Origin of the sequence: Peribacillus sp. FSL E2-0159 (genome assembly GCF_038643155.1) — a bacterium.
In the GTDB taxonomy this organism is placed as follows: Bacteria; Bacillota; Bacilli; order Bacillales; family DSM-1321; genus Peribacillus; species Peribacillus simplex.
Genome location: NZ_CP152053.1, coordinates 888,658 through 903,265, shown reverse-complemented (window position 1 = coordinate 903,265; position 14,608 = coordinate 888,658). Strand labels below are relative to the sequence as shown.

Here is a 14,608-nt window from a genome sequence, read left to right as displayed (position 1 = left end):
TCACTTTTCCATAAACTCTCCAAATGGCCTGAAAAGAGTTTCCACCCATTGAGTGGGTCCTGACATCTGTGGGAGATTGAACATGGACAGGACCAAGCCAGTGAGGAGCAGTGTAAGAAATGCCACTTTATCTTTTTTAGGATTTTGTTTCATTTTCGGCCATTCAAACAAAATGATTAAAGCTACGATCACGGTAGTACAAATAAAAGCCCCCCATCTCACTTGTCCTTCACCTCTTTCTCAGACAAACCCGCCGGTTTGTTTATATAGCCCTGTCTTCGAATATGGGCCGCAACATCAACTTCCACTTCCATTTCTGCGAATATCTCATCCCAGTGGTTATCTACCTTATTAAACTGTTTAGGATATTTCCTATAGAAATCTTTACCCAACCCTAAAATGTCCGCTTTCTTATCCTGAGTATGCAGAAAAGCCATCTCGATGCGTTTTTCTATATCTTTTTGATATGCTCGTTCTGTAGCTTTTAGAGATTTTGGATTTGAAAGGTTTAAATTCGTTCCATTTTGTATAACAGCTCCGTCTGTATTTACCTTCACCAACATTTTCCATTCACCGTTGATGATTTGCGGAATGATCTTGACTTTGGCTGACACTGGACTTAAAGATATCTCCCCTTTCTCTCCTTTGGGTTTTATGGTCACGGTATATGATTCCACTTCATCCCTTAACCACAATAGCCCTCTAGTTTCCTTTTCAGTCATCGTTCCAGTCATTTTATCTTTTTTGAACACGGCTGTTCCGAAAATGTAAGGAATCCCCTGCAATTTCTCTTGCCCTTTCCCCGGAGGCAATATTTTAATGAATGGAAGTGCGGCAGCTTGAGGCGTACCTGTTAACATTTCATCTAAATCCTGTAGTGTGACCTGCATCCCAATATGTAAATCAGATAGTTCTCTAAGCACCTCCCCTGAATAGTTTTCCAGGGGTGGCAAAGATTCAAGGATAGGCTTTGCTTCCCCTTTGCTGACATACACATTTGCTTTCTCTCTTGGCTGCGGATGGCGCAGCAAAAAATCCAGCTGCTCTTGTATTCCTTCCTTCGCTAACTTTTCACCGAATACAAATACTTTACAATGGCCCCAAAATACTTTTCGCGGAAGCTTGCTTTGAAGCTTAGACAATGCATCTGAAATATTGGAGCCTTTTGCATTTCTCACCATTGTCGTAACCCCACTCCCCCCTTGACTGCTCCCTCCTTGACCGCCTCCACTGCTTATTGAACTTGGAATAAAGACTTGGACGGATAGTTCGATTTGATCATTACCCTTCTTATCGATGGCGGCTGCTGTGACAATCGCCAAATCCGTGATTTCTACTCGATCCCAACAACCGCTTAGAAAAGGGGTCGTTCCACAAATAACGAGCAAAAGAAGGACGTTTTTCATGAAATGACGCCTCTTTCCTTTCTCCAATATCCTTTTTCGCCTCCAGCTATTATTCACTCCGTTTCACTCCCCCTTTTTGGATTTGGTCTCTGTTCCGGGGCTTGACGGTATACATTAGAATCCCCTGTGAGGCGCGGGCGTGTATCCATCTTCCACCAAGGAGCCCTCCACAGCACATCTTTCAGCTCTTTACCTTTTAACGGTGCCAGTGGCGCTAAGTATGGAACGCCGAAGGAACGTAAGCTGCATAAGTGAATGACTATGGCGATGATTCCCATCATGATGCCAAGCAGTCCTAATGTACCGGCAAGCAGCATCATTGGGAAACGCAGCATCCGGAAAGCAATTCCGGCAATATAGCGAGGCATCATAAAAGAAGCGATTCCCGTAATCGCAACCACAATGACCATTGGCGCTGAAACCAACCCCGCTTGTACGGAAGCTTGACCAATTACTAGAGCTCCAACAATGCTGACGGCAGAACCTACCTGCTTCGGCAAGCGAACCCCTGCCTCTCTTAGTGCTTCAAACGTAATTTCCATAGCCAATGCCTCTACTATTGCAGGAAAAGGGACCGATTCCCGGGATGCTGCTACGCTTAGCAGGAGTGCGGTTGGGACCGCCTCATGATGGAACGTTAAAATAGCAACATAAAGTGAAGGAAGCAAAAGAGATAATCCCATAAAAAAATATCGTAACCAACGGATAAAAGTGCCTGCCATAAAACGTTGAGCATAATCCTCTTGTGATTGAATCAAGGAAAAGAAGGATATTGGTGCAATTAAAGTAAAAGGGGTTCCTTCTACAAGAATGACAGCTCGTCCCTCCAGCAAGCTGGCACAGGCTACATCCGGCCGTTCTGTCGACATGATTTGAGGGAAAGGTGAAAACGGATTGTCCTCGATCATTTCCTCGATGTACTCGCTTTCTAAAATACCGTCTATTTTAATTCGTTCCAACCGAGTTGTAATCTCTTCAATCAGTGTTTTATCCGCCAGTCCATCAATATAAGCAATTGAAACATTCGTCCTGGTAAGAGTTCCAATCTTCATCGATTGTATTTTAAGGGCAGGACTTCTAATAATACGTCGCAATTGGGACGTATTTACCTCTAGAGATTCAATAAATCCCTCTCGTGACCCCCTAACTCCCCCCTCTGCCACAGGTTCTTCAATCGCCCGCTTTTCCCATTTGGACAATCCTAGAGAAAACCCATCGCTTTCCCCTTCATATAGAAGAATCGGGTTTCCTGAGGAAATCGATTCAATGCAATCCGCCAACATATTCACTTTTACCACTTTAGGAACGGGCATTTTATGTTCAATAAACTCATTTAATGGTTGTGGTTCTTTTGATGACTCTTGCATGAGTGGAGATAGCACATATTGCTCTATCGCCTCGATGTCAGAGAGTCCCGCGATGTAAATGAGCATCGCCCTCGTCTTTCCGAAAAGTAAGAACGAGCGGAACATGACATCCGAGCAATTATCATAAACAGAACGAAGTGTTTCTACATTTTGACTGAAATTCGCATCAAGTGAATCTGCAGGCTTGGAATCTAGGTAATCATTTTGTACCAGAGATTTTTTTTCTTTCTTTTTTCTTAACAATTTGCCAACATTACGAATCAAGCCGATTACCCCCATTTTTTTGCAGGTCGCTCTAACTCCATTTTTCTATGTTTCTTCATTAAGGGTATTTTATACAGAAAATCCGGATCCCGGCATAAACTTGATTAAAACGTAAACATTTGTGATATCCTGTTTGTATTTGATAGCTATGGGGTATATCAAAAACCGAGGCTACAGATTAGTCGAAAATATCGTCTCTGTTTAAGTATGGATTTTGACCAAGATATGCAAGGCCATAAAGTAGGGGATACTTTTTAAAGGATGGATATTCGCTTTAAAATACCTCTGCTTTTTTATCTTTTTCTATAGAAGTTTCATGGGCAATCAGACTAAAACATTAGAAGATGAGGGAGATTCTATGTCATTCTTAATCACATTGCTCGGATTATTAGTTTCCACAATAATCGCTACAATATTAAATGCCAAATGGACTCGTATTCCACTGCCGATATATCAGATATCCATGGGAGCAGTGCTTTCATTATTGCCATTACAATTATCGTTGGATTTTCATTCAGAATTATTCATGATCTGTGTCATTGCTCCGCTGCTCTTTACAGAGGGAAAAAATACGTCCCGTAAAGAAATGCTTGAATTGCGTAAACCTATTCTGTTATTGGCCTTTGGGTTAGTATTCGTGACTGTTTTTGCAGGAGGGTTTTTCATCCACTGGTTAATACCCGATATGCCGATGGCTATCGCTTTTGCTTTAGCAGCCACGATTACCCCTACGGATGCCGTAGCGGTTCAATCGATTACAAAAGGATTGAAATTTCCAGGAAATATGATGCCCATCCTTGAAGGTGAATCACTTTTCAATGATGCTGCTGGAATCGTTGCTTTTAAAGTTGCCCTGGCAGCTGCCTTAACTGGAGCATTTTCTATAAAAGATGCTTCGCTTAATTTTATATTTGTAGCTTTAGGCGGTATCTTTATAGGTATCCTATTGGGCTACTTAATCGTTAAATTACGATTATTTTTACGGGTTCATGGACTTGAAGAAATCTCCATGTCCATTGTTATTGAACTGATTACGCCTTTTGTTATATATATGGTAGCTGAAGAATTCCATGTTTCCGGAATCTTGGCAGTGGTTGCCGCAGGTGTAATTCATGGCATCGAGCGGGATCGCCTTCAGAATTCCACAACTAAATTGCAAATTGTATCAACTAATACATGGTCTGTATTAGGTTATGTTTTGAATGGACTTGTATTTGCCTTATTAGGATTCATGTTACCGAGTGTCTATCAGGAAATAGAGTCCGGCTTAAATAGGGGTAATCTTTTTGGGATAAGTGCTTTGATTGTTCTTTTATTATTGGTGATTCGTTTTATTTGGATATACATTTTGCATGATACTTTTACGAAAAACAGAGTGAATCCATTAGAGCAATTCATTATGTCCAGGGTTCACCCAGAAGATAGCAATGGCACCGGTGAGGAGAATGTTTCAAGATCACGATTTGCATTTCTGACATCCGTTAGCGGCATTCATGGAACCATTACATTAGCTACAGCTTTATCCATACCATATTTCATGCCGGATGACACTTTATTCCCGATGCGTAATACAGTCTTGTTTATCGCAGCTTGCGTTATATTGTTAAGCGTCACATTGGCTACGGTTCTCTTGCCATTACTGGTAAAGACACCGATTGAATTCAAAGATGAACGCCTAACCACTGAGGAGGCTTATAAAATTGTTTTAAATAAAACGATCAATCAGCTGAGCAAAGAAGCAACCATGGATAATCAGAAAGCTGTCCATCAAGTAATGGAAGATTTAAATGAACAACTGATAGATTTGGAACGGGGAATAACGAATAGACCGGATAATCGGACAATACGCGATTTAGTGGAGCTAGGGGCCAATAAGGAATTGGAGGTCGTTTCCGGTTTAGCCGAAAAAGGGACTATATCTGAAACAGCCTTTGACCTTTATAAAGTGTATATTTCAAGAGCCTTAAATTATATGCAAAAATCTTCGCTGAAAAGGGCTTGGATCAATTTGCAGGCCATTCTTTTCAAGAAAAAGATCAATGTCAAATGGGATAAGAAATGGGAAGCGAAATTAGAGGAATCCATCGTTAAAAATGCGGACCTGATCCGGGAGTTCCGTAAAGCACAAAAAGAAGCTTCAAAGGAAGCCATTTCATTGATCAAACAACAAACTACACCTGAAAACCGTCATGAAGTCATGCTTGTCATTAAAAGATATAATCGTTATTTGAATCCATTCGGAACATTAAGTGAAAAAGAAGCACATCGCTTTGAAGAGATGCTGAGTCATTTTCAGTTGAATGCGATGCAGATCGAACGTGATATCATTCAGCAAATGGTTGAAGATGAGCAAATATCCATGCAAACGGCAACTGATCTTAGACAAAACTTAATCTACGATGAAATGTTAATGATACAAAATTGATAAATTATAAAGAGACATCGATACAACAGGGCGCGGTGTCTCTTTATTTAAAACAAAAGGGGGTCAAACAAATGGAGAAATACCTCAGGAAAAAAGAAATGAAAAGACCTGCTATAGATCGAGCAGGTATAAGGGCTTTCATGGGAAATCCAGAAGATTTTAGTTTAAGTTGGTACGGAATCTTCATGGCATCTGTTCCCATTATTCTTTTTGGGGTTCTTGTTTGGTCACAATGGTAAGTTAAATCACCGTTTTGTAGCTTTATCTTCAAAGAGAGCTTCCCCATTTTATTGTAAAAGCAGTAGTTGTTACAATTGAACCCACCTCAGTTGATACAAGTATCATAAAGCCGCCGGGGTATATGAAAATGTCTTTCCTGTCGGTTTATTTTTTCTTACGGGACAGCTCTCCCCTCCAATTTACTCTAACTGATCAATCCATGTGTAAATCCGCCCTCAATTTCTTCTTTTATCAAGTCCATCATTCAATATTTTCATTTGGAAACGAAAGTAGAGATAGAATACGGTCCAGATGATTATATAGAATGGTATGAAAATCCCAATTCCTATAGCTAATCCTTTTAAGCTGAATGGAATCCAACCAACAAAGAAAGATAATAGGAAGTAAAGAATGCTGACAGTAAGGAAGTGCAGAATGGTTTGAGATAACAAACTCCATTTTTCATTTTCAAAGAAGATTGTTGCCGTGCTGAAGAACCAGCCACATAATATGCAGCCTATCGCGTTTTTTACAAATATTCCACTGTCTAATGCAGTGACCTCCCCAAAAGTGATCACTCCAAAACACGTCAGCACCATCACGAGTGCCCCAAAGCAAATCCCAGCAAAACTACGGAATAATATTGTTTTCATCATAATCCCTTCCTTTTCCATTGAAATGCTTTCTTGATCCCTTGAACATAATGACGAGAAACATATTCTTTTTCCCCTGATCGGAAATACACACATAAGGTCCCGTTGAAAGATGCCTCGAATCTGCTTAATTCATCTAAATTGGCAATCACTGACTTGGACAATCGCACGAATTGATTACCAGGAAGGTCCCTTTCCAGTTCATATAATCTTTCTTTCATTTCGAAAGTCCCCTGTTTCGTCCGCACCATTATGGAATCTTGTTCTGTGAACAAACAGATAATTTCCTCTGCCCGGAATACGTGCTGCATTTCTTCTTTCCTGCCAACAAAATACGGTCTTTTCTTTTCCTTCAAGCGCTCCATCAGTTCCTCCACTTCCTCATTCCATTCATTATTACGGATAAGCACCTCTATCGCCTTGATCTCCTCATCTATCTCTACGTTTATTTTCATCTCTGCGACCTCCCTTTGCTTATAATGTAAGTATATTGATATTTTTGACAATTCACTTGTGATTTCCGGCTATATGTAACTTTACAGTGATAACATGCTTGAAATGGATACTCAGATACACTAAATAACCGTCCAAGTAATTGGACGGCCCATTGATATGAAAAATCTACTTTTGAATGCGTTTACATTAATTAAGATCACTCTTTGCTTGTAAAAGTACTTGGCATCACCACAGCGGTTACCTCTCCACGGGCGCAAAGTTTATCGATAGCAAATACCTCTGTTTCGATTCTCCATTTCTTAGGATGAATTTCATGAATCGTCCCAATGGCTATTAATGGCACATCATTTGGGGTTGGCTTTATGAACTCCACTTTCAGTGACGCAGTCACGAACCTGGGAGGCTCCACTCCATCTCCAACTTCATGACCATTTTTACGGTGTAAAGCCAATGCAGCGGAACCTGTTCCATGACAATCAATTAAAGATGCGATCAAGCCGCCATAAACAAATCCTGGAATTGCGATATGCTCTGGACGTGGTGTATAAATTGTCCTTGTTTGCTCGCCTTGCCAACCCGTTCGAAAATGATGACCATCTTTGTTTAAGCGACCACATCCATAACACCATGCAAATGCATCTGGATAATCATCTTGAATCGCTTTTAGCACATTCTCCTCCATCATCTCTCCTCCTTTTTCAGAATATTATAACACCATTAAAGGATAATCGGTCTATTTGGATAATTGCTGAAAGGTTAGTTTTTTTGTAATTCCTTGATTCTTTGTTAAGCATACCAATTTCAATTTTCATAGAATAGTAAACTGACGCAGCTTTATACATACTGTATAAATCGACAACATACATAAAAAGTTTGCAAGAATCCCTGCTCCTTTACTAGATATAAATGACAAAGGCCCCTGTAAGCGAGCAGCATTCAGGAGCTTTCCTTTGACTAATATATAGTTAAGAAGGGTCTTCCATTGCATTGTCTACTATTCTGTTGCAAGCTTACCTTCTTATCAAAAGTTAAGCCTTTTTCTTAAATCCCAATACTTGAATGTCATTTTACCCATTTTCGACTTCGAAAGTGAATCGTATTTACGCCCAAGTGCTAGGTTTTGTTTTTCTAGCTTAGTGATTTGTTTAAGTTGAACTGCATTAAGTCTTTTTAATTGCTTTACTTCTTTTACTAATTCTTTATTTTTCACTTTAATTTCAGTGTTTTTATTATCGACAATTGCCCGTTCTTTCATTGAAATTTCCACATCTTTTGGTTTTAATTTAGGATTGCCATAGGTTTCAAACCCTATCGTTATTAAATATGGCATGTTATTTTGAAAATTTTGTTCAAAGTTTCCATAACTTTTATGGATGTGGAGAAATGTATAACATCCAGCTTTTTCTGCTGAAGTGATTTGACCATACCCAGACAGTTTAAACAGTTTTTCGACTCGTTTTATTTCTTCAGGTATGTTTTTGACAATATAGGTGAAAACTTCGTCAACATTAAACTCTCCAGGCAATTTTTTCACTTTTTTTGATGGTGCATGCTTATTCAGTTCATCAAAGTCATCCTCATCAATATAAAACATGTTTGTGCTCTGATCTACATAATCTGTAATACGCTTGCTCCATAATAGTCCTTGCAGTTTTTTTATTGCTTCCGAAAATAGAAACTGCCTGCTAACCTGATACATTCGTTTTGCCGCAAACTCATAAATATCCTTATTACATAATGCTAATTTGACAGCGTCACGGAAATCCTTCTCTGTTATAGCATATAACGGGTAATCCTCGCCAAAAAGCTTTATATGCATTTTGGTTGGATTCATTATTACAGCCTTCTTTAGAATCCCATACTCCAATAGCTTTGTAGACAGTTCCAGACTGCTGTCCATTTCCTCACTTCTCCAGGTTATCCCAATATCACTGTTCACGATTAATTGTTGGGCATTCTCCCTTGTCAGTGCCCCGTACCATGTAAGCCCATCTGTATTTTTAAGGAGGTATGCCGCTTCTTCCTTAAACTGAGAATCATCTTTAACCCATTTGAATTTATCCCCAGCTACATCAAGTGATAGATTCGGAATCTCGCGTTTTAATTCTTTAAAAGCAGTAATGATGGGAATGGTCTTCCAATCGGGGTCGAATTTCCCTGTATATACAAGTTTATTTTTTAACCGGGTCTGCCCTTCCGCTGATTCAATGTTCGGTATCATCGGGGTAAGCAGGGAAACTTTGTTTTTTTCTTTATTCAAATTAAGAATCTCAATGACAAATTCGCACATCTCTTCTGTTTGACATAAGAAATACGCACACTGATCATATATATTTTTGATGCTCTCAAATTTTTCTTTATTAACATCCTGACCTATGTGAGTCAATCCTGTAGCATATACTAATGTATTCTTTATGATATGATTATGCTTTGCTATTTTTTCAACAGTCTCGATGCTTCTAACAAATAGCCAATCATATCCCTTTTGACTCCAATAATGAGAAATGATCATTTCAGCTATATCAAAATCAATGACACCTTTTTTTACCCATTCATCATCGTTGGCTTCAAAAAAAGGATCAACAAAAGGATTGAGAATGGTTATATTATCAAATTTCTCAAGAGGCTGAATTAAGATATCACGTTTGACCGGGCTAGCTAAAAGTAAGTCAACTTCGATGTTAGGATCTAACGCAATGGTCGATGCTAAGGAAGATAAAAATACTGCAGATCCATCCATTGAATTCATGTCAATAAAGCCAAATAGAAGTACCCTCATTTTTCTGTTTTCAACTAGTTCATGTGAATTCAAAGTTTTCACTCCTATGACTGAAATCTGATATGAATTTTTATTTTTTTATTTGTTCTTTAATAGATGATTTAAGCGCAAGATATTTTAACGTGAATTTCCCTGCATATGTAACGTTGAATTTATGTTCTAATAACTTAAGTCTTCGTATCTCTTTGTTAAGCTTAATATTTTCTTTTTGGGCCATCTTACTTTTTTCTAATTCTTCCCGCAACATATTATTTTCTTTTGTAACGTTCTCAATTATTTTTTGTTTTTCAGTGCCATTACTCTTTATGAGCTCCAATGTCATGGACATCATGTCTTTCATTTGTAATTCAAGTTCCTCATACATAGTTTTCCAATATTCGTTTCGTTCGTCCATATTGAAAAAACTCCCCTCATTTAACCTTGGATAATCTCCAATTCTCTTTTAATAACAACATCTACCGCGCATTTTTCCCGAATCGACTGAGAAGCTTGTTTTGACACTCTTAAAAATACGTCCGAGTTGTAATATAAGCGCTCTATTGCATCGGCAATTTCGATAGGAGACTCAGGTTTTGTTAGAAGGCCAGAAACGTCATGTTCGACGAATTCCGGGATTGCCGTAATATCTGTTGAAATCGGCACTAGCCCGCTCGACATTGCCTCACACATAGAAACCCCTTGAGAATCCAAACGGGTCGGGCAAAGGAAAACTCCATACTCCTTATGTAATGCAGCGATTTGCTCCTGAGATAGGAAACCTTTATGAATCGTTACATTCTCAAAATCCCGGATTGGCTCAACGGTTTGATCGAACAATTTTCCATCACCATAAAATGCAAATTCCAACTTATCGAAGTATGGTCTCTTTGATAGTTCCAGCACTGCTTTCACCGATAAATCATTGGCATATTTTCGTGAAGCGTATGGCCTGATTGAAAGGACTTTTGTCCGCATTTCAACTGGCTTTTCAATAAAGGTATACAGGTTGTCATCTATTACATTAGGAATGATTACTGAATTTTTCGATTCTGCTCTTGCGTCACATTCAGCTATATGTTCTTTGAACCATTTGGAAATATGAACAAAGGTTGTATCCAATTCATTCGTTTGATAAAACCAATTCATGAAAGAAAGCTGTGCTACATAATAGTCATCCGACATTTCAAGTATCTTCCGCAAGCTTTCAGGGCTTTCAAGAAAATTAAACCATCTTCTATGCCATGCCTCCGTTTCAAATCCATGTATCCAGGTGATAATTGGTAAATCTGTGTTCGTTTCTTTTATCGCTTGTACCATTTTTGGATTAACAAAATGAATGAGCGCTTTTCTATGTACTTTATGATTTAAGAAAATGCGCAGATGCTGTTCAGTTCCTCGATAAACAGGCACATCTTCATACGTATACTTTTCTGCTTTTTTGTAGGCAGGATGCAAAACAAAGACATCAACCTTCAAACCCTCATCCAGATAAGCATTGACTCTTCGGTGGATAAACCCATTCCGATATAATTGATCTTCATGTGGATAAGCATTCGTAATGATTACATATCTATCTTTTTCACTAAATGTAAGCTCATAAAGATTTATAGATTCCTCCATTTTTGTTCACTCCTACTATTCAGTCATCTTCAATCAGCCTGCTACTTATCTGTAAATGAAGGATTTTTAGAAGACCCTTTTCCAATCTCTTTTAAAACCGTCAATCGATTATAACAAACATGTATTACTGAATATTGACATCAATATGAGAATTCTGTAAATATAAGTAAAGTTTTCATGAACTTTTATTTGTTTTTGTAAAGTTTCAGTAATGACATAACTGGGGGGATCAGTATTCGTATAAACAAGCAAAATAAAGAAGGACGATCCTTTTACCGGAATCGCCCTCTTACATTTAAACTATTATTTTTTGTGTCCATTGGAGTATGTTGCCCCGGTTAAAAGGAATTAGGGGTGTAAAGAATAAAGCCCATTTTATTAGACTTGATTATTTTTATAACCTTAATGGAAGTTATTAGTTTAGTTATCAGTCAGTAAACTTTTTTCTACCTTCAAGAATTATTCAAGCATGTTTTTGTAAGAATAGAATAGAATCGAAAAAAGACCAATTTGCTGAAGAGAGTGATATAGATGGGACCAATTGCCTTTAAAGCATGTGCAATCACTAATGAAATTGATTTGAACAAAATCGCCATTCATTGCGGCATTCCTAAAAAATTCACCTGGGAAGAGCCTTTAATCCTTAAAGGCGATATTCTAAGTTCCATCCTTAAAAAAAATGTGGATGAATCGCAACAGGTACTGGTTTTTTCCTTTGGCAGCATTGTCTTCATTAATTACTCACACGCGGATGAGATAAAGGAATTTTCATCATTTATCCATTCTTTCGAACCGGACATTGATCTCGTCAATGTAGATAGTTATACAGACGATTACAGCCTTCAATTCAGTGAAACTGAAAACATTAATTTGACAGACGAATATGTTGTTGTGCCTAAATATGAATTTTTCTACCCTGAATTAATTTCCACTATTCTTGCAAAATCGGTGGCACTTGAAAAAACTGAGGAACAACTTGGAAAAATCCACGACAAGCTCGAAGCCATGATAGACCGACTGGAAAAAGGCAAGCTGAGAATCGGCAACAAAGAACTAGCGAGGACGACGGCAAAAATCGTACGTCACGAGTATAATACCCTAGCGTATATCATGATTCTGGATAAACCTGATATTACATGGACAAGCAGTATTGCCGGCGAATTTTATGACAGAATGCTTGACTTTTTTGAATTGAATGATCGGTATAAAATCTTGAAAAGTAAAACCGAAATTTTATATAACATTATGGATGGGTTTTCTAAAATCAGCCATTCGATCAGGGGACTATTCGTTGAATGGATCATTGTGATTCTCATTGTCTTTGAGATTGTTCTGACGATTTTAGAAATTGTAGGATGGATACCATGAATTATGAACATATCGTATCCATATTAAAATTATGGTGAAAATTTTCCTGCATGATAGGTTGGATGGTATACCTTCCAAAAAATAAGACTCATTTAGATGCTCAGACTGTAGACAAATTCGAAAAACGGGTTTGCCTACAGTTTTTTTCTTTAAAAAACGTTCCTGTTGATTTCAGAAATCCGTTCCCTTTCCGCCGACTGTCTGCCAAGCCTCATCAAAGCAAGCGTCTGCGGCGTCTTGGCCAGCCAATTGTTCGGCAGGAGTGTCGCAAATTTCTTCAATCTAGTAAGGGTTTCATCCTATATAAAAGAGTAAAAAATCATGGTAATCATTCCCTCGATAAAGCTCTGAAAGGGATTCTGGATGAGACCATTTCGAACCCTATTTTGTCGACAAACTGGGCATCATTAAGATGCTTATTGTTTAACCACGCTTTCATTTTTAAGTTACTGTATGCGGAAGTTTAATTAAATTCCATTCTAATCGGGGAATAAGTACTATGGGAGATTCCTTTATGCCTCTAATAATGATTAATCCCCTATCGTTTCTTTTCTGATAAACGTCTCATGGGAGATCTGTTTTTCTTCTATCATACTCCCCCGAGGTGTTTCATTTTCAAACACGTTCCACTTCTATATATATATTTCCTGAAGTTATCTATAGCTCCCTTAATTCAGAGCAAAGTGGAAGATAAATTCTTCCCCTTCTTCCCCGTTAAATCTGTATCCCTTGTCAATGAATCCAGCTTTTTTATATAAACTTATCGCCGGAACATTCGAATGATGCACTGTTAGAATAATCTCATCTTTATCTGGATGACTTAGTTTGATCATATCAGGCAACAATTTTAAAGTCTTAAAAGCTAGCCCCTTTTTTTGATGGCGCAAATCCAAGGAGAATGATTTAAGAAGAATCGCATTCTCATTACTTGTATATTGATTTCCCGCTTTATCCGTATATAAGGCAAAACAACCAATCAAATCCTCATCTAAATAAATGACCATGGGGAGGTTATATTTATCCTTCCTGAAGTCTTCGATAACTTTCAAAGGTAAAGAAGTATAGATTGCTTGTTCAATAGGTAAACAATAGTTGCTCAGCGCCTCATTGTCATTTTCCATAAAAGGTCTAATAGTTAATCCAGTCACCATACTTGCACCCCATTTTGTTACACTTCTGATAAATCCATAATAACAGATACTAAAGTTTTACAATCCACTACAAACAATAATTATCAAGAAAACATATTCACAAAAAAAAAGGAATGGCTTTGATTACCATTCCTTCAGACTGTAGACAAACTCGAAGAAAAGCGAGTTGTTTTATATATGGTGCGGGATGAGACCGTTCCGAACCGTCACAAACTGAAGGAATTTCCAATCCTTTTTTCTTCTTCTGTTTTGCAAATCATAATGTTAGATCATTCAGACGCCGATAATTCACTTTCCGTTACCCATTTATGGTTCTTCACTTTTTCTCCTCCTGTAGTCGGTGTGAAATCGACCATATAAACGGTCGTTTTTTCAGCAGATTCAACTTCAGCGACTGTCCCGTCCATCCCTTCCATATGAGAAGCATTTACTGTGACCTCCGCTCCGGGTTTATACGTTTTCTCACCTGCATCTTTAATTTCTTCGTGAATGATCCATTTATGATTTTCCACTTTTTCTCCGCCAGTTGCAGGCGTATATGAAATTGCATAAGCAGTCGTATCAAAGGCACCAACTATTGTTGCTTCCGCCCCCTTCATGCTTTCCATATGACCTGATTCGATAATCGCTTGACTTCCAACTTCATAAGTTGGATTTTCTGCTGCTTTTAATCCTTCTGGAACATCACCCGAGCTAGAATGATTCATGTCCATTTCACTATGTTCCTTTTCTTCTTTATTTTCTTTGTTTTTATCATCGTTGTTGGAACATGCGCCAAGGACTAAAAACAGGGCCGCTAATAATGATAAAGTGATAGGCAATTTTGTTCTTTTTTTCATATTGAATAAAACCTCCCTTATGATTACAGCCATCTTACCAATTAAATATGCAGAAAATATGAAGTAACTAGTGGCAAAAGAA

The 14,608-nt window shown here is 38.1% G+C and carries 14 protein-coding genes; 3 read left to right on the top strand and 11 right to left on the bottom strand.

Going from position 1 to position 14,608, the window contains the following annotated elements; all coding sequences use genetic code 11:
• The 3 genes from NYE63_RS04565 to NYE63_RS04555 are packed head-to-tail and all read right to left on the bottom strand — an operon-like array spanning position 1 to position 2,986.
• A complete protein-coding gene (locus NYE63_RS04565; RefSeq protein ID WP_076367809.1) occupies positions 1–222 on the bottom strand; it encodes a hypothetical protein in 222 nt (73 codons plus the stop codon).
• Positions 219–1,406 (bottom strand): Ger(x)C family spore germination protein, encoded by a 1,188-nt coding sequence (locus NYE63_RS04560; protein ID WP_342604235.1) that lies wholly within the window; start codon positions 1,404–1,406, stop codon positions 219–221. Before NYE63_RS04560 ends, NYE63_RS04565 begins: the two co-directional genes overlap by 4 nt.
• A gap of 53 nt (positions 1,407–1,459) precedes the next feature.
• Positions 1,460–2,986: a spore germination protein gene (locus tag NYE63_RS04555; protein WP_342605678.1), complete on the bottom strand. Its 1,527-nt coding sequence runs from the start codon at positions 2,984–2,986 to the stop codon at positions 1,460–1,462.
• Between the two features lie 409 nt (positions 2,987–3,395).
• Between NYE63_RS04555 and NYE63_RS04550 the strand changes: the two genes are divergently transcribed.
• The gene (locus tag NYE63_RS04550; protein ID WP_342604234.1) at positions 3,396–5,462 is read left to right on the top strand and encodes a Na+/H+ antiporter; all 2,067 of its coding nucleotides are present in this window, start codon (positions 3,396–3,398) and stop codon (positions 5,460–5,462) included.
• Positions 5,463–5,533: 71 nt separating this feature from the next.
• On the top strand, positions 5,534–5,701 hold the full coding sequence (locus NYE63_RS04545; RefSeq protein WP_155726516.1) for a hypothetical protein: 168 nt from the start codon (positions 5,534–5,536) through the stop codon (positions 5,699–5,701).
• A 216-nt stretch (positions 5,702–5,917) separates the two neighbouring features.
• Here NYE63_RS04545 and NYE63_RS04540 read toward each other — a convergent pair whose 3' ends face one another.
• From NYE63_RS04540 to NYE63_RS04515, 6 genes are all read right to left on the bottom strand, one after another.
• Entirely contained in the window at positions 5,918–6,334 is a 417-nt protein-coding gene (locus NYE63_RS04540; protein WP_342604233.1) for a DUF3021 domain-containing protein, read from the bottom strand.
• Positions 6,334–6,789, bottom strand: coding sequence for a LytTR family DNA-binding domain-containing protein (locus NYE63_RS04535; protein ID WP_144480299.1), 456 nt, complete (start codon positions 6,787–6,789; stop codon positions 6,334–6,336). The genes NYE63_RS04540 and NYE63_RS04535 overlap by 1 nt, the downstream gene beginning before the upstream one ends.
• A 197-nt stretch (positions 6,790–6,986) precedes the next feature.
• A complete protein-coding gene (locus NYE63_RS04530; RefSeq protein ID WP_342604232.1) occupies positions 6,987–7,472 on the bottom strand; it encodes a PaaI family thioesterase in 486 nt (161 codons plus the stop codon).
• Positions 7,473–7,811: 339 nt separating this feature from the next.
• Positions 7,812–9,602, bottom strand: coding sequence for a hypothetical protein (locus NYE63_RS04525; protein ID WP_342604231.1), 1,791 nt, complete (start codon positions 9,600–9,602; stop codon positions 7,812–7,814).
• A 37-nt stretch (positions 9,603–9,639) separates the two neighbouring features.
• Positions 9,640–9,963 carry a hypothetical protein gene (locus NYE63_RS04520; protein WP_342604230.1) on the bottom strand — a complete coding sequence of 108 codons (324 nt, stop codon included), beginning with the start codon at positions 9,961–9,963 and terminating at the stop codon, positions 9,640–9,642.
• Between the two features lie 20 nt (positions 9,964–9,983).
• The gene (locus tag NYE63_RS04515) at positions 9,984–11,168 is read right to left on the bottom strand and encodes a glycosyltransferase family 4 protein (protein ID WP_342604229.1); all 1,185 of its coding nucleotides are present in this window, start codon (positions 11,166–11,168) and stop codon (positions 9,984–9,986) included.
• 531 nt (positions 11,169–11,699) lie between these two features.
• Here NYE63_RS04515 and NYE63_RS04510 point away from each other — a divergent pair.
• Positions 11,700–12,536: an RMD1 family protein gene (locus NYE63_RS04510; protein ID WP_342604228.1), complete on the top strand. Its 837-nt coding sequence runs from the start codon at positions 11,700–11,702 to the stop codon at positions 12,534–12,536.
• Between the two features lie 668 nt (positions 12,537–13,204).
• Here NYE63_RS04510 and NYE63_RS04505 read toward each other — a convergent pair.
• Both NYE63_RS04505 and NYE63_RS04500 read right to left on the bottom strand, forming a co-directional pair.
• The gene (locus NYE63_RS04505) at positions 13,205–13,687 is read right to left on the bottom strand and encodes a GNAT family N-acetyltransferase (RefSeq protein WP_342604227.1); all 483 of its coding nucleotides are present in this window, start codon (positions 13,685–13,687) and stop codon (positions 13,205–13,207) included.
• A gap of 269 nt (positions 13,688–13,956) precedes the next feature.
• Positions 13,957–14,526, bottom strand: a complete 570-nt coding sequence (locus NYE63_RS04500) for a YdhK family protein (protein ID WP_342604226.1) — start codon at positions 14,524–14,526, stop codon at positions 13,957–13,959.
• Between the last annotated feature and the right edge of the window lie 82 nt (positions 14,527–14,608).